Below are 21,168 nucleotides of genomic sequence, written 5' to 3' on the forward strand. Positions count from 1 at the left end.
GAGGTAGGTATGGTGGGTTCGTGAGCGACAACCGCACGAAGCTAATCGAGACGGGCGCGGAGCTGATCTGGCAGTCCGGCTACACGGCGACGAGCCCGCGCCAGGTGATGGCCGCCAGCGGGGTCGGCCAGGGCAGCTTCTACCACCACTTCCCGGCGAAGACCGACCTGGGAGCCGCCGCGATCGCCGCGAACGCGAACGCCGTCGTAGCAGCTGCGGAGTCCTCCCTCGCCGGAACAGAACCCGGTCTAGTCCGATTGCGCCGCTACCTGCTGGACGAACGGGACGCGCTCGCCGGATGCAAGATCGGCGGTCTCACGTACGACCGCGCGGTGCTCGACGACCCTCGACTGCTGGAGCCCATCGGTGAGGCTTTCGGCCGAGTCGCTGATCTGCTCGAGCCCGCGATTCAGGACGCTCAGGAAGCCGGTGCCGTACGGGCCGACCTCCCGGCGGCGGAGCTGGCGACGATGGTGCTGTCAGTAGTCCAGGGTGGCTACGTCCTGGCCCGCGCCCGCTCGGACGCGAGCCTCCTTCGGCAGGCCGCGTCCACCGCGTACGCACTGCTCGCCCGCGGTTGACGTCAGGCGAACCCTTTTTGTTCTCCGGCTTGGCACCGGGTGCGCAGCTACGAGAACAGCTTGGTGAGCCGATCAAGGAGCTGGCCGAATCTGTCGACGTCAAGCGGATCGTTCCACCCGGGTGCCTCCACGATGCCGGTGCCGTCGTCGACGCCGTTATAGAACATGAAGTCCGCCCAGCCGCCGGCGAACAGCACGATGATTCCCAGCTGCGTGCCTTTGGTGAGCTCGACACCGATCGAATCGGCGTCGGCGACCGTCGCGCGATCAGTCGTGATCCGGTGCGGCCATCCGTCGCACTCCCGCCAGGTGGTCTCGCCCGCGAGAATGCCGAGCCTGCGCCAGCCGACGCGCCGCTGCGCGATCTGCTGCTCGGCGGCGTCGAGGTCGATGTTGTTCTCCACGAAGCCAGTCTGGCCGTGGTTCTCAATCATGGACCGTCCGGCAGCTGCCTGCGACGTCGCCGGGGAATCGCTCCGGCCGGAAGCGCGGCATCGAGCACGAGCGCCGTGTCAGCGACCAGGCCGGTCAGCGTCGCAGCCAGCCTGTGCAGCCCAGCGCCCTCCACCATCGCCCCGCCGTCGGGGGAGATGCCGCAGGCCCGCATCTCGGCGACCAGACTGTCGGGGCGGCTTCCTGTCCGGACGGAGGGATTGATCGGGTCGAACTGGCACCACTGTTCACCGTCGCGCCAGTAGCTGAAGTTCTCCATCCCCGATCCGGTGCGAAAAACCTGCACGACCTCACGCCCGCGGGACAGCGCGGCGAGGATCTCCGATTTCGTAGCCGCCAGGGATTCCAGCTCGACGACCACCGCCCACTGACTGTCCTGTGCGATGCGAATGCCGCTGTTGGTGCTGTTTGTCAGGTCGCCCAACGAGAAGGGCGTGGCCACTGTCCCGAACGACTGAGCGGCGAGCACCCTGAAGATCTCGTCCAGGGATGCATCCCGGACGAAGGTCAGGCACACCATGACCACCGACGGATCATTGGCCCAGCCGAAAGGTTCGTCCCCCACATCCGACACCCGGGAATACTATCCGGCCCGCAACCCGCTTTTCCCATTGATCGGGGCAGAGACCAGACCACCCTCCACATCGGACGCGACGGGGTCCCCATCCGGTCCCCAAGCGGCTGCTGGGGACGTCGTGGGCAAGACCAAGTCCCCGCAGCAAAAAAGCCGCCCGACCTGGGTTCTCACCCAAGCCAAGCGGCTTGTTCGTCCGGTCGGGCTGACAGGATTTGAACCTGCGACCCCTTGACCCCCAGTCAAGTGCGCTACCAAACTGCGCCACAGCCCGGACTCCTCACTCCCCGAGGAACCCCTCGTGAAGTGCGATGCGACTACTCTAGCGGGTCCTCCAACCGCCCCTGCAACGAGGTCTCCTTTATCTCCTGACCTGCACAAACCGGCATAAAAACCGACCCCGGCACAGGGGGCAGCGAAGCCGCATCAGCGGCCGCTGAACCGAGCCTTCCCCGGGCCCTCGGCGAGGAACGACTTCACCGCGCCCCGCAAGTCCTCGGTGTTGTACAGCTCAGCCGCAATGGCAGTCACGTGCTCGTTCGCTTCCGGCACCCCGCCGTGTTCGAAGTGGGCCAGGATTTGCTTCGTGGCGGCATGAGCCTGCGTCGGTCCCTCGGCGAGTTGCCGCGTGAATTCCCGTGCTGCCTCGTCGAAGCCTTCGTCTGGCAGGACCCGGTTGACGACGTTCCACTGCTCCAGCGTGGCGGCGTCGAAAGGAGTGCCGGTGAAGACGAACTCCTTCGCGCGGGCGACCCCGGCCCGGGCGGCTAGGCGTTGGGTGCCGCCCATGGTGGGGGTCAGGCCGACGACCTTCTCGACCAGGCCGAACTTCGCGCGGGAGGACGCGAGCAGCAGATCGCAGGCCATCGCGACCTCGAAAGCCCACGTCAGGCACAGGCCGTGGGCGGCGAAGACGGTCGGGAACGGCAGTGCGGCAAGGCGATCCGGGAGGCTGAGCATCTCGTCGAACAGCACTTTGGCTTCGGCCGCAGAAGACTGGGCGTCGAACAGTGCGACATCGACGCCGCCGCTGACGACGCGGCCTTCGGCGCGGATCAGGAGGGCTCGGGCGGGGGTTTCCTCCAGCGAGCCGATCGCGTCGAGAAGCGCGTCCTGCAGCGGCTTCGTGTACAGGTTGAGCGGCGGTTCGTCGATGGTGAGCACGGCGAGCCCGCCGTCGCGTTCCAGCCTCGTCATGCTTGCTCCTCGTTCGCGGTGAGTTCGTCCCAGTACGCCTGTGCGGCCGGCCGCCATTCCACGTGTTTGCGGTGGAACAGTTCGGCTGCCTTGGCTCCGCTCCAGCTCGCGGGCAGCAGCTCCGCGGGCAGCTGCGGGTCGAGGAACGGGAAACGCCGCCACTCGTGCACCAGTTCGGTCTGCGCGCGCAGGACCGCCTGCGCGCCCGAGGGCGACACGCCGGTGAAGCGGTCGATGAAGTCCTCGTACCGGTCGGTCAGCTCGGACAGGTCCCACGACCGCGCGACCATGCTTTCCTGGTCGCCGATCGCGCCGTACTCGGCGGTGAAGGACATGGCCTGCGCTTCGAGGCCGAGCTCCGCGACGATCTTCTGCGCCTCGGGCTCGCGGCTCGGATCGGGGCTCACCCAGACGCCCGCCACCGGCGAACCGAAACCGGCCCAGGTGAGGCGGGTGCGGAGGCGGTGGCGCAGGTCGCGTTTCGCCTCCGGCACCGAGACGATCAGCATCAGCCAGCGGTTTTCCCAGGCGTGCGCGTCGCGGCCGAAGGCGTATATGCGCTCGGCGCCCTCGGTGAGCAGCCGCCGCCCGGGCGGGGTCAGCGACCACCGGACGCGGCGGCCGATGCGCTCGGACACCAGCCAGCCCTCGCCCGCGGACCGGGCCAGCGCCTGGCGCGCGGACTTCTCCTCGATGTCGAGCATGCCGAGCGATTCGACCAGGATCGACGTCCACACCGGACGGTCGCGGGGCAGCACGTACTCGCCCAGCACGGTCATCAGCAGCGACCGCGCGCTGGCGTGGCTCACCTCGCGCCGCCTGCTGACGGTCGGCCGGGGAGCCCGCTGCTTCCCCTGTCCGAACGGGACCGGGGCGGGTTCCGCCATCGCTTTTCACCGACCTCACTGCTCTTGTTGGACCCGGCAACCCGCCCAGAGTACCCACTCGGAGTGACGGAGCCGACACGCGGCACGCTGCGCGCGGGCTCCCCGTAAACTCGGCTCCGATATGAGCGCCACACTCGTCGCGAAGGACCTGGCCGCGGGCCACGGTGACCGCGTCCTCTTCTCCGGTCTCGATCTCGTCGTCGCCCCTGGCGAGGTGATCGGGCTCGTCGGCGTCAACGGCGCCGGGAAGTCCACCCTGCTCCGGACGCTGGCCGGGCTGGCCCGCCCGGAATCCGGGGAGGTCCGGCTGAACCCGCCGACCGCCACCGTCGGGCACCTGCCGCAGGAACCGGAGCGGCGCGAGGGGGAGTCGGTGCGCGCCTTCCTCGCGCGGCGCACCGGGGTCGCGGCCGCGCAAACCGCACTCGACGCGGCGACGGATGCGCTTACCGCGGGCGAGGACGGCGCCGACGACGCATACGGCACCGCGCTGGACCGCTGGCTCGCGCTCGGCGGTGCCGACCTGGACGACCGCGCCGGCGAGGTCGCCGCGGATCTCGGGCTGGCGGTCGACCTCGACCAGCCGATGGTTTCGCTCTCCGGCGGGCAGGCCGCGCGCGCCGGGCTGGCGTCGCTGCTGCTCAGCCGCTACGACATTTTCCTGCTCGACGAGCCGACGAACGACCTCGACCTCGACGGGCTCGCCCGGCTGGAGCGGTTCGTCACCGGACTGCGCGGGGGAACCGTGCTGGTGAGCCACGACCGCGAGTTCCTGGCCCGCACGGTGGACCGCGTGGTGGAGCTGGACCTGGCGCAGCAGCAAGTGAAGACGTACGGCGGCGGGTACGAGTCCTATTTGGAGGAACGGGCGGTCGCGCGGCGGCACGCGCGCGAGGACTACGAGGAATATGCCAATACCCGGGCGGCGCTGGAGGCCCGGGCGGGCATGCAGCGCGCGTGGATGGAGAAGGGCGTCAAGAACGCCCGCCGCAAGGCGACCGACAACGACAAGGTCGGCCGTAAATTCCGCAGCGAGGCCACCGAGAAGCAAGCCTCGAAGGCACGCCAGACGGACCGGATGATCGAGCGGCTCGACGTCGTCGAGGAGCCCCGCAAGGAGTGGGAGCTGCGGATGGAGATCGCGGCCGCTCCGCGCGCGGGCGCGGTGGTCGCGACGCTGCGGGGCGCGGTCGTGCGGCGCGGCGAGTTCACGCTCGGGCCGGTGGACCTGCAGATCGACTGGGCGGACAAGGTCGCCATCACCGGGGCGAACGGCGCGGGCAAATCCACGCTGCTGGCGGCGTTGCTCGGCAGGCTGCCGCTGGACGAGGGCGACGCCGCGCTCGGACCGGGCGTGGTGGTCGGCGAGGTCGACCAGGCCCGCAGGCTGTTCCTCGGCGACCTCCCGCTGGCGGACGCGTTCGCGCAGGAGGTCCCGTCGCTCCCCGACGCGGAAGTCCGTACCCTGCTGGCGAAATTCGGGCTCAAGGCCGCGCACGTGCTGCGCTCGGCCGCGACCCTTTCGCCGGGCGAGCGCACCCGGGCGGCGCTGGCGCTGCTGCAGGCGCGCGGCGTCAACCTGCTGGTGCTGGACGAGCCGACCAACCACCTGGACCTGCCCGCGATCGAACAGCTCGAGTCCGCTTTGGACAGTTACCCGGGCACGCTGCTGCTGGTGACGCACGACCGCCGGATGCTGGACGCGGTTTCGGTGACGCGGCGGCTGGAAGTCGACGGGGGCAAGGTTTCCGAGCGCTAGAACGGAACCGCGGTCACTTCGGTGCGCCCGCGGACCACACGCCCGTCGCCGCCGCCCGCTTGGCGTAGTCGGCGAAACCCCTCGGCTCGCGCCCGATCGCGCGCTGGACGCCGTCGCTGAGGAAGCCGGTTTTCCCCCGGTGCAGCCATTCGAACGGGCCTGCCTGCATTTCCGCCGACGCCCGGTCGTAGCCGCGGCCGATCAGGCGGCGCACGTACTCCGGTATCTCCACCGGCATCTGCCTGATCTCCCGGCCGGTCGCCCTCGCGATCTCGGCTACCGCCTCCGGGAACGTCAGCGGTTCCGGTCCGGAAAGTTCGTAGGTCTGCTCCTGATGCCCGTCTTCGGTGAGGGCGGCGACGGCGACCGCGGCGATGTCGGTGGCGTCCACGAAGGGCACTGCGCCGTCGCCGACCGGGATCGCGACTTCGCCGTCGCGCAGTTCGGACAGTTTCGGGTCTTCCTCGAAGGTCTGCGCGAACCAGCACGGGCGCACGATCGTCCATTCCGCGCCGCTCTCGCCGGCCGCGCGCTCGCCGTCGATCACCGCCTGCGCCCAGGGGCCGTACGGGGTTTTCAGCAGGTAGTCCTCGCCGTCGTCGCCGCGGCCGGACAATGCCACGATCCGCCGGACTCCCGACCGCACCGCCAGTTCCGTGAACTCCGCGGGATCCGCCGTGCCGACCACGCCCCATACGTTGAGGTACAGCGTGTCCGCCCCGGCGAGCGCGGGCTGCCAGGTGGAACGGTCCGCCCAGTCGAAGCGGACCGGGCTGGACCGGGAGACGGGCCGCGCCGCGTGCCCCAGTTCCCGCAAGCGGGCCACCACGTGCCGGCCGACCTTTCCGGTCGCGCCCATCACCAGAACAGCGCTCATGCCGACAGGCTAGCGGTGCGAGGTAGGTAAGGCTAGCCTAACTTGAATCTCGGCCTCGGACCCGGCTCGTCGCGGAGGTGGGGTCCGAGGCCGAGGGCGGCGGCTACGGACGGTCGGTGAGATACCCGCCCATGGTCGTGAAGTACTCCGCCGCCGAAAGTTCCCGGTCGTCAGCCGTGCGGACGCGTTCGATCCGGAGCCCCGGCGACTGGCCGCGCCGTGCGTCCCGTCCGGCGACGATCACCACGCCCTCGCCTTCGCGGATGAAGATGCGGCCCGGGGTTCCGCCGTAGCGGCCGTCCGAAACCGAGGCGCGCACGATGCGCAGTTGCTCTCCGCGGTGGTAGGTGAAGGCGTTGGGGTACGGGTCGGATTGGGCGCGCACCAGGCGGTCCAGTTCCTCGGCGGACCAGGTCCAGTCGATGAGGCTGTCGCGCGGGGCGCGTTTGTGGAAGAAGCTCGCCTTGGTCCGGTCCTGCGCGATGGGGACCACCGTGCCGGATTCGATCAGGCCCAGTGCTTCGGTCACGAGCGGTTCGATGAGATCCACGGTGCGGTGGAACAGATCCGTGGCGGTGTCGCGCGGGCCGACCGCGACCGCGCGCTGGGCGACGATGTCGCCGGCGTCGAGTTCGTCGTTCATCATGTGCGCCGTGACGCCGACTTCCGGTTCGCCGTTGATCAGTGCCCAGATGATGGGGGAGAAGCCGGCGTACGCCGGCAGCAGCGAGTCGTGCACGTTGAGGGTGCCGTGGCGCGGTAGGTCGAAGATCTCCGGCGGCAGCCAGGTGCGCCAGTTGTTCGCGACGATCAGGTCGAGGTCCGCCGCCTTCAGTTCGCCGAGCAGTTCCGCGTCGTCCGGGCGGGTGCGCAGCAGAGTGCGGATTCCGTGCTCCTCGGCCAGTCCGGCGACCGAATCGCTCCAGATCCGTTCGTAGGCGTGGTCGCTCGGCGGGTGGGTGACCACCAGCCGCACGTCCTGGCCTGCGTCGAGGAGGGCCTTGAGGGTGCGGTGTCCCCAGGTCTGGTAGCCGAACATGGCCACGCGCATCGGCGGTGCACCTTTCGTGGTCGGGACGAACATCACCCAGACAGTACTAGTTGAGGCTTACCTAAGTTAGGTTAGGGTTTCTTGAGCATTGGTCAGTCGAGAACGGTGATGCGGCAGTGCCGCGCTAGGGGACTTTCATGTCACGAGCAGGGGCCGAGGACAGCCAGGTGCCGGTGTACGACGTGGTCGGAGTCGGGTTCGGGCCGTCCAACCTCGCGCTCGCGATCGCCCTCGCCGAGCACAACGCGGGCTCGGGGGAGACGGTCACGGCGCACTTCCTGGAGCGCCAGCCCCGCTTCGGCTGGCATCGCGGGATGCTGATCGACACCGCGACCATGCAGGTGTCGTTCCTCAAGGACCTGGCGACGATGCGGAACCCGGCGAGCGCGTTCACCTTCCTGAACTACCTGCACGAGAAGGGACGGCTGGTCGATTTCATCAACCACAAGACCCTGTTCCCGCTGCGCGTCGAGTTCCACGACTACTTCGAATGGGCCGCGGCGAAGGTCGACGACCTGGTGTCCTACGGCAGCGAAGTCGTTTCGGTCGAACCGGTGCGCGACGGCGCCGAGGTCGCGTTCTTCGATGTACGCGCCCGCGTGGACGGCGAAATCGTCGAGCTGCGGGCGCGGAACCTCGTGCTGGGCACCGGATTGCGCGCGAAGCTGCCGGACGGGGTCGTCGCCGGAGACCGGATCTGGCACAACAGCGAGCTGCTGCACCGCGTCGAGTCGTTGCGCGGCACGGACGCGCGGCGGTTCGTGGTGATCGGCGCCGGGCAGAGCGCGGCCGAGGTCGCCGCCTTGCTGCACGACGAGTTCCCGCGTGCCGAGGTATGCGCGGTGTTCGCGCGCTATGGCTACAGCCCCGCCGACGACAGTGCGTTCGCCAACCGGATTTTCGACCCGGAGGGGGTCGATTCCTTCTACGCGGCAAGCGAACCGGTCAAGGAACGCCTCATGCGCTACCACGGCGCGACGAACTACTCCGCGGTCGACCTCGATCTCATCGACGAGCTGTACCGGCGGCGCTACCAGGAAAAGGTGCTCGGCGTGGAACGGTTGCGGCTGTTCAATGTTTCGCGTCCGGTCGAGGTCGCCGACCAGGGCACGCACGTGCGCGCGACGGTCGAATCGCTGGCGACCGGCGAACGTTCGGTGCTGGACGCCGACGCGGTCGTCTACGCGACCGGCTACCTGCCCGCGGACCCGACGCCGCTGCTCGGCGGGCTGGCCGGCCAGTGCCGCCGGGACGGCGAGGGCAGGTTGAAGGTCGAACGCGACTACCGGATCACCACCGACCCGTCCGTGCGCGGCGGGCTCTACTTGCAGGGCGGCACCGAGCACACGCACGGGATCACGTCGTCGCTGCTGTCGAACACCGCGGTGCGGGTCGGCGAGATCCTGCAGTCCATTGTGGACCGGCGGGCGGCCGGAGCGGATCCGGTGGAGTACGCGGTCAGTGGGATCCGCTGAGGCAGGGAAAGGACTGAGCGATGACGAATCCGTTCGAAAACCCCGACGGCGTTTACCGGGTCCTCGTGAACGACGAGGGCCAGCACAGCCTGTGGCCGGATTTCGTGGCCGTGCCCGACGGGTGGCGGACCGCCTTCGGGCCGGACGCGCGGCAGGCCTGCCTGGACCACATCGAGCGCACCTGGACCGACCTGCGCCCGCTTTCGCTGCGCCGAACCTCCTGAAGGTCGTGAGGGGAACTCAGTCAGGGGTTCCCCTCACGGACGGTGGCTGCGCAGGCCGGACCAGGCGGTCCAGAGCGTGGCGTACCGGCCTCCGGCCGCGACCAGTTCGTCGTGCGTCCCGGACTCCACGACCACTCCGGCGTCCAGAACGACAATGCGATCCGAAGCCGCCGCCTGGGTCAACCGGTGCGCCACGATCAGGCCAGTGCGGCCTTCGAGCGCGGCGGCTGCGGCGGCTTCCAGCGTTTTCGCCCCGGCGCTGCCTGCCTCCGCCGTCGCCTCGTCGAGGATCGCGACCGGCGGATCGGCGAGGACCAACCGTACGAGCGCGAGTTGCTGAGCCTGCGTGACGGTCAGCCGATGCCCGCCCTCGCCGACGACTGTCGCGAGCCCGTCCGGCAATGCCTCGACCCACTCGGCCGCGCCGACCTTGGCCAGTGCCGCCTGGAGGTCTTCGTCGCTGGCTTCGGGAGCGGCGAGGCGGAGATCGTCGGCCAGCGGCCCGCTGAAGACGTGCACCTCCTGGCTGATCAACGCGACTGCGCGCCGGGTGGCGGCCGGGCCGAGCTGGTCGAGCGGAACGCCGCCGATGGAGACGGTGCCGCTGCTGGCCTGATGGATCCCGGCGATCAGCTTGGCCAGCGTCGTCTTCCCGGCCCCGCTCGCCCCGACCAGCGCGACGCGTTCGCCCGGCGCGACCTCGAGGTCGACGTCGCGCAGCACCGGATGGTCGTCCACATAGGAGTGTCCGACGCCGGCTGCCTTCACTGAGGCGTCGACGGGACGGCTGACGCGGGTGGGTTCGGCCGGAGCGGGCAGATCCGCGACGCCGATCAGCCGGGACAGGCTCGCGGTGGCCGCCTGCGCGTCGTCGACCAGCGCGAGTGCGGTGTTGATCGGCCCGAACAGGCTGTGGAAGTACAACGCGGCGGCCGTCGCGACGCCGACCGTCGCGAGATTCGCGCCCACCAACAGAAAACCGGCCGCCAGTACCGCGGAAAGGCCGACGAACTCGGCGAGATTCAGCCGGCCGTAGAACCGGGTGGCGAGGCGGACTCCGCGCAATGCCAGCTCCACCGCGCCGTTAGACCGTTCGCGGACCCGGTCGACGTGCGCGTCCGCGAGCCGGAATGCGCGGACGGTTTTGGCACCGCCGATGGTGTCGAGAAGCTGTTGCTGCTGCGCGCCGACGGCGGTTCGCTGGGCGGCGTACAACGGGGTCGCGCGGCGGACGTACCAGCGGACGGTGTGGAGCTGGATCGGGACCGCCAGCAGGGCGGCGGCGAGGAAACGCCAGTCGAGGATCGCCATCGCGACCAGGGTCAGCACGATCGTCAGCACCGAACGGGCGAGCGCGGGCAGCGCTTGCCGGACCGCGTCGGCGACGACGGAGACGTCGTTGGTGACCCGGGTGGTCAGGTCGCCGGAACCGGCCTTCTCGACCTGCTCCAGCGGCAGGCCGAGGGCGCGGTCGATGAACCGTTCGCGCAGGTCGGCGAGCATGGTTTCGCCGAGCCGGGCGAGCATCGAGACCCCGATGGCGGTGGCGATCGCGGACGTCGCGGCGACCAGGACCAGACCGGCGATCGGATACGCGAGCGCGGCCGCGGGCTGCCGGGTGGCGACGAGGTCGACGACGCGGCCGAGCAGGGGAGCGGTGAGCAGGCCGATCGCGGTCGCGCCGACGACGAAGGCGAAGGACCCGATCGCGCGGCCTTTCGCTTGCCGCAGGAGGTCGAGCAGGACAGCCCGGATGCGCGGTCCGGGGGCGGTGGGGAGGAGTTCGCGTTGGGTCATGGGAGGACCGTCGTTTGGTGGGCGGGTTTGGGGTGGGTGCTTTGGGTGGTGATGTGGCTGTGCTCGGGGAGTGCGGTGATCACGATCGTGGTGCGGTGGGGGCGCGGTTCCGCGATGCGTTGGGTCATGAGAGCACCGCCGTTCGGTGGGCGGGTTTGGGGTGGGTGCCTTGGGCAGTGATGTGGCCGTGTGCGAGGAGTGCGGTGATCACGATCGTGGTGCGGTGGGGGCGCGGTTCCGCGACGCGCTGGGTCATGACAGCACCGCCGCTCGGTAGGTCGCGTTCGTGCGGACGAGTTCGGGGTGGGTGCCTTCGGCGGCGACCTGGCCGTCCTGGAGGAGTACGACCCGGTCGGTGACGGCGAGCAGGGCCGGGCTCGTGGTGACCACGATGGTGGTGCGGTTGCGGCGTAGTTCCGCGACTCCGGCGGCGATGCGGGCTTCGGTGACGGTGTCGACGGCGGTGGTCGGATCGTGCAGCACCAGGACCGGAGCTTCGGTGGCGAGGGCGCGGGCGAGGGCGACCCGTTGTCGTTGTCCGCCGGACAGGGAGCGGCCGCGTTCGGTGACGGTCGTGGCGGTGCCGGAGGGGAGAGTCGCGGCGACCTCGTCGGCGGCTGAGGCGGTGAGCACTCCGTCCGGGATGGCGGGCATTCCGCCGCGGACGTTGTCGTCCACGGTGCCTTCGAAGAGGTCTGTGTCGTGCGCGGCGACTAGGACGGCCTCGCGGACTCGGTCGGGGTCCACAGTGGACAGATTCACCGCGTCGACGTGGATGGCACCGGCGTGTGGATCGGCGAAGCGGCCTAGGCAGTCGAGGAGATCGGTGGCCGTGGCGGGGTCGGTGGTGACGATGCCGAGCAGTTCGCCGGGCGGGACGGTGAGGTCGAGTTCGTTGAGTTTTCCGTGCGATACCGCGGAAAGCTCAACGCTGCCGGTCGCCGGGGCGGGCAGTTCGCCGGTTCCCTCCGGGACGGCGGGAGGTGTGCTGAGCACTGCGGCGACTCGGGCGGCGGAAGCGCGGCCTTGGGCGAGTTGGCCATTGACCCAGGCGAAGATGGTGAACGGCGTCTGCAGGAACTGCGCCAGCCCGACCGCGGCGACCAGGTCGCCGACGGAGATCTCGCCGTTCGCGGCGAGCGAGCCGCCGACGAGGGCGACGATCGCGATGAAGATGCCGGTGAGCGCGAGCAGGGCGCCGTTGTGCCACGCCTGCGCGCGAGCCGCGCGGATGGTCGCTCGCAGGGAATCCCGGCTGGTGCGCCGATACCGCGCGGTCGCCGCCGGTTCCGCGCCGATGCCTTTCAGCACGCGCAGCCCGCTGACCAGGTCGGCCGCGACCCCGGAGGCGTGCGCGGCGCGTTCCTGCTCCAGTGCGCTGCGCTTCTCCAGCGGTTTGCCGATGAGGTGGGCGAGGAACAGCAGCGGCGGGGTGCCGAGAAGGACGAGCAGCCCGAGCGGCACTGACATCCGGAGGAGCACCACCGCGCTCACGACCAGCCCGGCGAGCGCGGCGATGCCGAACGGAAGCACCGCGTTGATCATCCCGACCCGGCGGACGTCCGAGGTCCCGACGCTCACCAGTTCCCCGGCGAGCGCACCGTTTTCCGCGCCGCCGCGAGGATGCAGGACGCGACGGCTGACCGCGAGCCGGATCTCGTGCGCGGCCCGCTCGGACGCGCCCTCCGCGGCCCGCGCGCCGAAGCGGTAGCTGGAGGAGAGCACGAGGAAGACCACCGCCAGCACGGCCAGCCAGCCGAGGAGCGTCAGCACGGAGCTGTCGGCGACGGCTCGGTCCAGCACCACGCCGATCACTACCGGGACGAGCGCCTCGCCGCCCTGGTGCCCCGCCGCGAGGACGGCTGCGGCGACGACGGATTTCCGTTGTCCGGCGATGGCACTGCGCAGGACGTCCCGGCCGGTGGTCATCGGCGCCTCCGTTCGTGCGGACGAGGCCGGTCCGGTCGCCGGTTCCTCCCTTTCGTCCACTGAAGAAGGCTAGCCTAACCTTTCACCAAGACCGTGCCGGGCGCAGTCATCAGCGGACGTCGCGACCCGCGGGTTCTGCTTCCGGCGGCTGGTCTCCGGCCGAGGCGACGGGCGGTTCGGGCTCGCCGAAGCGGGCCAGGGCCAGCGCGGCGGCCACGGCTAGGACAAAGCCGATCAGCGCGACCACGGCGAACCCGGGCCGGGTCCGGTCGCCCAGCAGCAGGACGCCGATCAGCGACGGCATGACCGTTTCGCCGAGCACCATCATCGCGGTGGCGGTGGTGACGCTGCCACGTTGCAGCGCGGTGGCGAAGAACAGCATGGCCAGCGCCCCCGCTACAGCGACGACGTACAGCGCGGGGTCGCGCAGCAGGTCCAGCGGCGCGAGGCTCGGGATGACCCGGCCCGCCACCGCGACCAGTCCGAAGCACAGCCCGGCGACCAGCCCGAGCCCAGCGGTGCGGACGCGGTCGCCCGCGCGCCCGGCAAGGAGACCGGCAATCCCGAGAACCACGGCGGCACCGGCGAGCGTCAGGCGGAAACCGAGGCCGACCTCGCTGGAACCTTCGCTTTCCGCGGACGAACCGAGCAGCGCGAGCCCAGCGATCACGACGCCGATGGCGGTCCATTCCCGCGCCCCGAGCCGGACTCCGAACACCCGCACCGCGACGGCCGTCACCGCGAGGCTCGCGGCTTGCGTCGCCTGGACCAGAAACAGCGGCAGGACGTGCAGGGCAGCGATCTGCGCGACGAAGCCGACGCCGTCGAGCAGCAGTCCGACGACGAACTTCCACTGCTTCAGCACCCGGAGCAGCAACCGCGGGTCGACCCCGGCGCCGCCCTCGTCCGGCGCGGCCTTCGCGGCCACCGCCTGCATCACCGAAGCGACGCCGTAGGCCACCGCGGACAGCAGCGCGCACAGAAATCCCCACACCATGACGCCGAGCGTATTCCTCTCCGGCGCCAGTAGGGTCGGGGCCATGGCGGAGGCAGAACGCGTCTGGCCGGATCCGCTCGACGGCGACGAGATGACCGTGCAGACGCGGTTCCTCGACTTCCTCCGGGCGACTGCGGTGCAGAAGATCACCGGGCTGACCCGGGAACAGGCGGCCGCGGCGCCGCTGCCGAGTTCGCCGCGCACCAGCGCGCTGGGTGTGCTCAAGCATCTGACCGCCGTCGAGCGGTGGTGGCTGGTGATCGAGGCGGGCGGCTCCGACGAGCCCTCGCTGTGGCCGGGCTCGCCGGACCCGAGCTGGGACTTGACGCCGGAAGACGACGTCACGACGGTCGTCGCGGCTTACCGGGCGGAAAGGGAACGGGCGGCGGCAGCGCTGGCCGGGCTCGCGCCGGGGGACCGCACGCGCCGGTCGGGGGAGTTCACCGTCCGCTGGGTGCTGGCGCACGTCGTGCAGGAGACCGCGCGGCACGTCGGGCATCTCGACGCGCTGCGGGAACTGGCCGACGGCTCCGTGGGGGAGTGACGTTACGCTGCGGGCATGGCAGACCAGCTCTACTTCCGCCAGTTGCTCGCCGGCCGCGATTTCGCCGTCGGGGATCCCGTCGCGACCCAGATGGTGAATTTCGCTTACCTGATCGGGGACCGCGAATCGGGCGAGGCGGTGCTGGTGGACCCCGCGTACGCGGTGGGCGACCTGGTCGAGACGCTGGAGGCCGACGGGATGCGGCTGACCGGCGTGCTCGCGACGCATCACCACCCCGACCACGTCGGCGGCGACATGATGGGCTTCTCGCTGCCCGGGATCGCGGAACTGCTCGCGCTGCGGCCGGTGCCGATCCACGTCAACGCGCAGGAAAGCGAGTGGGTGCGCCGGGTGACCGGCGTGTCGGACACCGACCTGCGCGCGCACGACCACGACGACGTGGTGACGGTCGGCTCGATCGACATCCGGCTGCTCCACACGCCCGGGCACACGCCGGGCAGCCAGTGCTTCCTGGTCGGCGACCGGCTGGTCTCCGGGGACACGCTGTTCCTGGAGGGCTGCGGCCGGACCGACTTCCCCGGCGGCGACGCGGACGCGATTTTCCGCAGCCTGCAATGGCTGGCGACGCTGCCCGGCGACCCAGTGGTGTATCCGGGACACCAGTATTCGCCAGAGTCTTCGGCGTCGCTGTCCCGGGTGAAGAGCTCGAATTTCGTGTTCCGGCCCCGATCGCTCGAGGAATGGCGGATGATGTTCGGCGGCTGAGCCGGCCCGCCGCCGGTCCGGCTCGGTGGAGAGTGCTTGCTGTGCCTGGAAAATGTGCATGGTGATCTTGTACCCCACGGCACCGACAATTTCGTGACGCCCGCGCGCCGGTGTTCGGCAGCGGACCGGGAAACCTGTCCCGGATCCCGGGCACAAGCCTGCCCGCCCGGTGAACAAAACCCGTACACCGCGGCGCGGATTCCAGTGCGTGAGAGCCGTCCGGCCCGACATTGACTTCACCCGTCCGGGGATCGAAGCTCGGGGACATGAAGCGCGGCGTCCTCCTCGTGTGCCGCCTGCACGTCGACCTCCGGCAGCAGGCGAGCGCGGTCTGTCCGACCCGCCGCTGAATTCCTTTCCCTGAACCGAAAACCCCACCCGGGAGAAATCCGTGTCGATTTCCACCACGGGCGTGCTGCCGCGCGCCGAAACGGCCGTGCCCGAGCGCGCGCCGCGGCGGCTGCCGTCGCTGCGCCGCTGGATCAGCCCGGTGGCGCTGGTCGCGGCGTGGCAGATCGCCAGCTCGACCGGCGCGTTGCCGCCCGACAAACTCAGCTCGCCCTGGACTGTCCTGCAAGCCGGAGTCGACGTCGCGCGCAGCGGCGAACTCGGCAGCGCCTTCGCGGTTTCGCTCGGCCGCGTCGGCGCGGGATTCGCGCTCGGGGCGCTCGCCGGACTGCTGCTCGGGGCCGTCGCGGGGTTGTCGCGCTGGGGCGAGGCATTGGTCGATCCGCCGGTGCAGATGCTGCGGACGTTGCCGTTCCTCGGGTTGATCCCGTTGTTCATCCTGTGGTTCGGGATCGGCGAAGAGACCAAGATCTTCCTGGTTGCGCTGGGCGTGGCGTTTCCGCTGTACTTGAATGTCCACTCGGGAATCCGCACCGCCGACCCGCAACTCGTGGAAGCCGCGCGGGCACTGGGATTCACCCGCGCCGAACGGCTGTGGCACGTCGTTCTGCCAGGGGCGTTGCCGCAGGCGCTGGTCGGGCTGCGGCAGTCGCTCGGGGTCGCGTGGCTGGCGCTGATCGTCGGCGAGACGGTCAACGCGGACGCCGGGATCGGTTATCTCATCAACAATGCCCGCGAATTCCTGCGCACCGACGTCGTGGTGGTCGGGCTCGTGGTCTACGCCGTGCTGGGCCTCGTCACCGACGCCCTCGTCCGGCTGCTCGAAAGGAGGGCCTTGCGATGGCGAGCCCGGTAGTCGAGGTCCGTGACCTCGCGAAGAAATTCGGCGACCGCACTGTCCTCAACAGACTGAACCTGGACATCGGCCGTGGCGAGTTCGTGGCATTGCTCGGGCGGAGCGGGTCCGGGAAGTCGACGCTGCTGAAGGTGCTGGCCGGGCTGGATCAGGAGATCGAGGGCACGGCAGCCGTGGACGGCACGGTTTCCGTCGCGTTCCAGCAGCCGCGGTTGCTGCCGTGGCGCAAGGTCTGGCGCAACATCGTGCTCGGCCTGCGGCAGGACAACGACCGCGCGGTCGCGGAGAAAGCGCTGGCCGAGGTGCGGCTGGCGGAGCATGCCGACAAGTGGCCGCTCACGCTGTCCGGCGGTGAGGCGCAACGGGTTTCGCTCGCCCGGGCCTTGGTCCGCGAGCCGGATCTGCTGCTCCTGGACGAACCGTTCGGCGCGCTCGACGCGTTGACCCGGCTGGCGATGCACCGGCTCGTCGAAGACCTGTGGCGCACGCACGAGCCCGCCGTGCTGCTGGTGACCCACGACGTCGACGAAGCGCTCGTGCTCGCCGACCGGATTCTCGTCCTCGGCGAGGGCCACATCGTCGCCGAACACGTTCTCGGCCACCCGCGTCCGCGGAAGGCCGCCGACCACGCCGAGGTGCGCAGCCGCGTCCTGGCCGATCTGGGAGTGACCGAAGGTGCACCTGCGTAACGTCCTGGCCGCAGCGCTTCTGCTGACCGGGCTCGCCGCCTGCTCGTCGTCCGCTTCGGACGGTCGCGCGCCGGTTCCCGCCGCGGTTTCGCCCGCGGAGCTGAAGAAGGTCACGCTGCGCGTCGGCGATCAGAAGGGCGGGGTGAAATCCCTGCTCACCGCGGCGAATCAGCTGACCGGCATGCCGTACCGGATCGAATGGTCCACGTTCACTTCCGGGCCGCCGTTGCTGGAGGCGGCTTCGGCGGGAGCGATCGACGTCGGCCGGGTGGGCAACACGCCGCCGATTTTCGCGGCCGCGTCGAAGGCGAAGATCTCCGTGGTGAGCGTGGCGAAGAGCAATGTGGAGCGGGAAACCATTCTGGTACCGCCGGATTCGCCGCTGACGGATGTCGCTTCCCTGCGGGGTAAGACGGTCGGCGTTGCGAAGGGAAGTTCGGCGCACGGGCAGCTGCTCAACACGCTCAAGAAGGCTGGTCTCTCCACCAAGGACATCAAAATCTCGTTCCTGCAGCCGTCCGAGGCGTTCGCGGCGTTCACGCAGCACCAGATCGACGCCTGGGCGATCTGGGATCCTTACACCGCACAGGCCCAGATCGACGCGCACGCCCGCGTGCTCGCCGACGGCCGCGGCGCGTCTAACGGGCTCGCTTTCGAGACCGCCAGCACGACCGCGCTGGCCGATCCGGGCAAGAACTCGGCGATCAAGGATTTCGTGCAGCGCGTGGTGAAAGCCCAGCTCTGGTCCAATTCGCACCCCGACGAATGGGCGCGCGCGTGGGCAGCGGAAACCGGGTTGAAACCGGAGGTGGCGAAGAAGGCCGTCTCTGCCGGACGGGACCGGCCGATCCCGCTGGACGACGCCGTCGTCGCGTCCGAACAACAGCTCTCCGACGCGTTCACGAACGAGGGCACGCTGCCCGGGAAGGTCGACTTCGCGGCGTTCGTCGACCGCCGCTACGGGCCCGACATCGAGGCCGCGAGGAGGAACGGATGAGCCTGAAACTGCACTGGTTCCTGCCGACCACCGGGGACGGCCGGACGATCGTGGAACGCTTCCACGCCAGCAAGTCCCAGGGCCCCAGCGCGCAGCGACCGGCGGATCTGGACTACCTCGCGCAGGTCGCCCGCGCGGCCGAACAACTGGGTTTCGAGGGCGTGCTGACCCCGACCGGCACCTGGTGCGAGGACGCCTGGCTGACCACCGCCGCGCTGATCCGCGAAACGAGCGGGCTGAAGTTCCTCGTCGCGTTCCGGCCGGGCGTCCTCTCGCCGACGCTCGCCGCGCAGATGGCAGGCACCTTCCAGCGGCTGTCCGGCGGCCGGGTCCTGCTGAACATCGTGACCGGCGGCGACGCGGTCGAACAGCGCCGGTTCGGCGACTGGCACGACCACGACGCCCGGTACGCCCGGACCGACGAGTTCTTGTCGATCGTGCGCGGCGTGTGGTCGGGCAAACCGTTCGACTTCGCCGGCGACCACCTGCGCGTCGAGGGCGCCACGACGCTCGCCGCACCGGATCCGGTGCCGCCGCTGTACTTCGGCGGTTCGTCGTCGGCGGCGCTCCCGGTCGCCGCGCGGCACGCCGACGTCTACCTGACCTGGGGCGAACCGCCCGCGCAGGTCGCGGAGAAGATCGGCAGGGTGCGGGAACTGGCTGAGCGGGAGGGTCGCACGGTCCGGTTCGGCGTCCGGCTGCACACGATCGCACGCGACACGTCGGCGGAGGCTTGGGCGGAGGCGCAGAAGCTGCTGGACGCGTTGAGCCCGGAGCAGATCGCGAAGGCGCAGTCGCAGCTGGCGGCGAGCGAGTCGGTGGGGCAGCGGCGGATGGTCGCGCTGCACGGCGGCCGGGCCGGGACGACGGCGCGGGAGCTGGAGATCCATCCGGCGCTGTGGGCCGGGATCGGCCTGGTGCGCGGCGGTGCGGGGACGGCGCTCGTGGGGAGTCATGCGGAGATCGCGGACTTGATCGAGGAGTACCGCGAGGCCGGGGTCTCGGAGTTCGTGCTGTCCGGGTATCCGCATCTGGAGGAGGCGTACTGGTTCGGCGAAGGGGTGCGGCCGGAGCTGGCTCGGCGCGGGTTGCTGGACGAGGGACCGGTGGCGGTGCGGGCGGTGCCGGGGGAGCGGGCGGTGGCTGCTCTGTAGGGGAGCCGGGTCCCGGCAGGAACGCTCACGGCAATAGGTGGGGCACCTCGTTCCGGCGGCGCAGCGCGAGGTGCATCATCGCGCGGCCGCCGAGTTCGAGGTCGTCCTCCAGGGCCTTCAGCGCGGTCTGGCCGCCGATGCGGAGCTGGTCGACGAGGTGCCGGTGCGTCGTCGCCAGGTGGGCGGCGGAGGACTCGGCGCGGATCGTCGCGAGCATGCAGTTCAGTTCGTTCTCGCAGGCCCGGTGCGCGGCGAGCACGCGAGGATTCCCGCTGGCCTTCACGATTTCCGTGTGCACCGCGCTGTGTGCCTCGATCACGTGCCGCCACGGTGTTTCGGCCGTCATCGCTTCGAGTCGCCGCACCGCTTCGTCCACCGCGTCGAAGTTTGCGTTCTGCAGCAGAGCGAGCCGGAGTGCGCCGAGTTCGAGGATTGAGCGGTACGAGCACATCGCGTCGATGCGTTCGGTCGTCACCGCGGGGACGACGATGCCCTTGTTGCGCTGGTGTTCGAGGAGGCCCTCGGACACCAGCGTCTGCAGGCCGGACCGCACCGAATGCCGTCCGGCGCCAAAGCGGGCGCTCAGCGATTCCTCGGTAAGCCGCGTCCCGGGCTCGAGGAGGCCGTCCAGGAGGTCGTCGCGGAGGGCTTGCGCGATGCTTCCCGGCGTACTGCCCGCCTGTTCGCGCACTTCGCCACTCGTTTCAGCAGAACTTCCCACAGCGACTGCCGATCTTAGCCGAGCCCGCCGTCAAAGCCGGGCGGGCAGCCGCAGAGAGGCGTGTTCCGCGGTGATCTCGTCGGTGCGCTTGACGCCGAGAAGCCGCAACGTCCTTACGTACTCGGCGCGGAGGATCTCGATCGTGCGCTCGACGCCTTGCTCGCCGGCCGCCATCAGGCCGTACAGGTAGGCCCGGCCGACCATCGCCGCCGACGCGCCCAGCGCCCGTGCGGCAACGAGGTCCGCGCCGGTCCGGACGCCGGTGTCGAGGATGACCTCGCAGTCGTCCCCGACGGCGTCCACGACGCGCGGCAGCAGTTCGAGCGGGGTCGGCGCGCGGTCGAGCTGGCGGCCGCCGTGGTTGGAGAGCACGAGGGCGTCGACGCCGGAAGCGGCCATCTCCTTGGCGTCCGCGACACTCTGGATCCCTTTGACGATCAGCTTTCCCGGCCACAGCCCGCGCAGCCACCGCAGGTCTTCGACGGTGAGCGACGGGTCGAACATCGTGCCGATCAGTTCCTCGACGGTGCCGTCGAAGTTGCTCAACGCGGCGAATTGCAACGGTTCGGTGGTCAGCAGGTTCATCCACCAGGACGGCCGGACCGCGATCCCGGCGAGGGTGCGGACGGTCAGCGTCGGCGGGATCGTCAGTCCATTCCGGACATCGCGCATCCGCGCCCCGCCGATCGGGGTGTCGACCGTGAGAACGAGCGCTTCGTATCCGGCCTGAGCTGCGCGTTCGACCAGTGCTTCGCTCGCGGCGCGGTCTTTCCAGAGATAGAGCTGGAACCACTGCCGCGCGGACGGTGCGCTGGCGCGGACGTCTTCGAGGTCGGTGGTGCCCATCGTCGAGAGCACGTACGGGATCCCGGCGCGGGCGGCCGCGCGGGCGACGGCGATCTCGCCCTCGTGGTGCATCATGCGGGTGAAACCGGTCGGTGCCAGCACAAGCGGCAGCGCGGACTGTCCACCGAGGACGGACGTCGCCGGGTCCACCTCGGTGACGTCCTGCAGCACGCGCGGATGCAACTCGACGTTCTCGAAGGCCTGGCGCGCCCGGCCCAGGCTGATTTCCTGCTCCGCCGCGCCGTCGACGTAGTCGAAAACCGGCCGCGGCGTGCGGCGGCGGGCGATGGTGCGCAGGTCGTCGATGGTGTGCGCGGTGGCGAGGCGGCGCTCGCGGACGTCGAACCGGGGCTGCCGGAACTTGAGCAGCGGCCGGATCTCCGACGGCCGGGGCAGCCGCCGCTTGATCGCCCGCCGGGGCAGGTGCTCGGGTTCGAACGTGGTCATTCGCTGCCTCCTGGCCGCCGGGGAATCGGTACACAATCG

21 protein-coding genes and 1 tRNA gene are annotated in these 21,168 nt (G+C 70.2%); 10 read left to right on the forward strand and 12 right to left on the reverse strand.

Annotated elements, in window-relative coordinates; translation table 11 throughout:
• The first annotated feature begins 20 nt into the window (after positions 1-20).
• Positions 21-581, forward strand: coding sequence for a TetR/AcrR family transcriptional regulator (locus tag DMP23_RS15030; RefSeq protein ID WP_337821392.1), 561 nt, complete (start codon positions 21-23; stop codon positions 579-581).
• Between the two features lie 47 nt (positions 582-628).
• Here DMP23_RS15030 and DMP23_RS15035 read toward each other — a convergent pair whose 3' ends face one another.
• From DMP23_RS15035 to DMP23_RS15055, 5 genes are all read right to left on the reverse strand, one after another.
• Positions 629-1,015 carry a hypothetical protein gene (locus DMP23_RS15035; RefSeq protein WP_337821393.1) on the reverse strand — a complete coding sequence of 129 codons (387 nt, stop codon included), beginning with the start codon at positions 1,013-1,015 and terminating at the stop codon, positions 629-631.
• A complete protein-coding gene (locus DMP23_RS15040; RefSeq protein WP_337821394.1) occupies positions 1,012-1,608 on the reverse strand; it encodes a DUF6461 domain-containing protein in 597 nt (198 codons plus the stop codon). Before DMP23_RS15040 ends, DMP23_RS15035 begins: the two co-directional genes overlap by 4 nt.
• A gap of 200 nt (positions 1,609-1,808) precedes the next feature.
• Positions 1,809-1,882 (reverse strand) — tRNA-Pro (locus tag DMP23_RS15045).
• Between the two features lie 152 nt (positions 1,883-2,034).
• Entirely contained in the window at positions 2,035-2,805 is a 771-nt protein-coding gene (locus tag DMP23_RS15050) for an enoyl-CoA hydratase/isomerase family protein (protein ID WP_337821395.1), read from the reverse strand.
• Positions 2,802-3,692, reverse strand: coding sequence for a PaaX family transcriptional regulator (locus DMP23_RS15055; protein WP_078870119.1), 891 nt, complete (start codon positions 3,690-3,692; stop codon positions 2,802-2,804). Before DMP23_RS15055 ends, DMP23_RS15050 begins: the two co-directional genes overlap by 4 nt.
• A 121-nt stretch (positions 3,693-3,813) precedes the next feature.
• Between DMP23_RS15055 and DMP23_RS15060 the strand changes: the two genes are divergently transcribed.
• Positions 3,814-5,451, forward strand: coding sequence for an ATP-binding cassette domain-containing protein (locus tag DMP23_RS15060; protein ID WP_037805647.1), 1,638 nt, complete (start codon positions 3,814-3,816; stop codon positions 5,449-5,451).
• 13 nt (positions 5,452-5,464) lie between these two features.
• On the opposite strand, the gene DMP23_RS15065 is transcribed toward DMP23_RS15060, so the two are convergent.
• On the reverse strand, positions 5,465-6,328 hold the full coding sequence (locus DMP23_RS15065; RefSeq protein WP_037805648.1) for an NAD(P)H-binding protein: 864 nt from the start codon (positions 6,326-6,328) through the stop codon (positions 5,465-5,467).
• Positions 6,329-6,431: 103 nt separating this feature from the next.
• Positions 6,432-7,379 (reverse strand): methionyl-tRNA formyltransferase, encoded by a 948-nt coding sequence (locus DMP23_RS15070; protein WP_336157830.1) that lies wholly within the window; start codon positions 7,377-7,379, stop codon positions 6,432-6,434.
• 137 nt (positions 7,380-7,516) lie between these two features.
• Between DMP23_RS15070 and DMP23_RS15075 the strand changes: the two genes are divergently transcribed.
• Together DMP23_RS15075 and DMP23_RS15080 are read left to right on the forward strand one after the other, a co-directional pair.
• Complete coding sequence (locus DMP23_RS15075) at positions 7,517-8,854, forward strand: lysine N(6)-hydroxylase/L-ornithine N(5)-oxygenase family protein (RefSeq protein WP_337821396.1); 1,338 nt, start codon at positions 7,517-7,519, stop codon at positions 8,852-8,854.
• A 20-nt stretch (positions 8,855-8,874) separates the two neighbouring features.
• Positions 8,875-9,078 (forward strand): MbtH family protein, encoded by a 204-nt coding sequence (locus DMP23_RS15080; protein ID WP_043831019.1) that lies wholly within the window; start codon positions 8,875-8,877, stop codon positions 9,076-9,078.
• A gap of 33 nt (positions 9,079-9,111) precedes the next feature.
• On the opposite strand, the gene DMP23_RS15085 is transcribed toward DMP23_RS15080, so the two are convergent.
• From DMP23_RS15085 to DMP23_RS15095, 3 genes are all read right to left on the reverse strand, one after another.
• A complete protein-coding gene (locus DMP23_RS15085; RefSeq protein ID WP_337821397.1) occupies positions 9,112-10,875 on the reverse strand; it encodes an ABC transporter ATP-binding protein in 1,764 nt (587 codons plus the stop codon).
• Between the two features lie 252 nt (positions 10,876-11,127).
• The gene (locus tag DMP23_RS15090) at positions 11,128-12,804 is read right to left on the reverse strand and encodes an ABC transporter ATP-binding protein (RefSeq protein ID WP_337821398.1); all 1,677 of its coding nucleotides are present in this window, start codon (positions 12,802-12,804) and stop codon (positions 11,128-11,130) included.
• A gap of 109 nt (positions 12,805-12,913) precedes the next feature.
• Positions 12,914-13,801 carry a hypothetical protein gene (locus DMP23_RS15095; RefSeq protein ID WP_337821399.1) on the reverse strand — a complete coding sequence of 296 codons (888 nt, stop codon included), beginning with the start codon at positions 13,799-13,801 and terminating at the stop codon, positions 12,914-12,916.
• A 43-nt stretch (positions 13,802-13,844) separates the two neighbouring features.
• On the opposite strand from DMP23_RS15095, the gene DMP23_RS15100 reads away from it, so the two are divergent.
• The 6 genes from DMP23_RS15100 to DMP23_RS15125 all read left to right on the forward strand — a co-directional run bounded on the left by DMP23_RS15100 (position 13,845) and on the right by DMP23_RS15125 (position 19,115).
• Positions 13,845-14,345, forward strand: a complete 501-nt coding sequence (locus DMP23_RS15100; RefSeq protein WP_337821400.1) for a mycothiol transferase — start codon at positions 13,845-13,847, stop codon at positions 14,343-14,345.
• Positions 14,346-14,360: 15 nt separating this feature from the next.
• Positions 14,361-15,071, forward strand: coding sequence for an MBL fold metallo-hydrolase (locus tag DMP23_RS15105; RefSeq protein ID WP_275291991.1), 711 nt, complete (start codon positions 14,361-14,363; stop codon positions 15,069-15,071).
• A 391-nt stretch (positions 15,072-15,462) separates the two neighbouring features.
• Entirely contained in the window at positions 15,463-16,275 is an 813-nt protein-coding gene (locus DMP23_RS15110) for an ABC transporter permease (protein ID WP_337821401.1), read from the forward strand.
• Positions 16,260-16,964: an ABC transporter ATP-binding protein gene (locus DMP23_RS15115; protein ID WP_337821402.1), complete on the forward strand. Its 705-nt coding sequence runs from the start codon at positions 16,260-16,262 to the stop codon at positions 16,962-16,964. The genes DMP23_RS15110 and DMP23_RS15115 overlap by 16 nt, the downstream gene beginning before the upstream one ends.
• Positions 16,951-17,961, forward strand: coding sequence for an ABC transporter substrate-binding protein (locus tag DMP23_RS15120; RefSeq protein ID WP_337821403.1), 1,011 nt, complete (start codon positions 16,951-16,953; stop codon positions 17,959-17,961). Before DMP23_RS15115 ends, DMP23_RS15120 begins: the two co-directional genes overlap by 14 nt.
• Positions 17,958-19,115, forward strand: coding sequence for an LLM class flavin-dependent oxidoreductase (locus DMP23_RS15125; protein ID WP_337821404.1), 1,158 nt, complete (start codon positions 17,958-17,960; stop codon positions 19,113-19,115). The genes DMP23_RS15120 and DMP23_RS15125 overlap by 4 nt, the downstream gene beginning before the upstream one ends.
• A 25-nt stretch (positions 19,116-19,140) precedes the next feature.
• Here DMP23_RS15125 and DMP23_RS15130 read toward each other — a convergent pair whose 3' ends face one another.
• Positions 19,141-19,806: a GntR family transcriptional regulator gene (locus tag DMP23_RS15130; RefSeq protein ID WP_051728480.1), complete on the reverse strand. Its 666-nt coding sequence runs from the start codon at positions 19,804-19,806 to the stop codon at positions 19,141-19,143.
• 60 nt (positions 19,807-19,866) lie between these two features.
• Entirely contained in the window at positions 19,867-21,129 is a 1,263-nt protein-coding gene (locus DMP23_RS15135; protein WP_337821405.1) for an alpha-hydroxy acid oxidase, read from the reverse strand.
• Positions 21,130-21,168 lie beyond the last annotated feature (39 nt).

The organism is Amycolatopsis sp. A1MSW2902, assembly GCF_017312175.1.
Classification (GTDB): domain Bacteria; phylum Actinomycetota; class Actinomycetes; order Mycobacteriales; family Pseudonocardiaceae; genus Amycolatopsis; species Amycolatopsis nivea.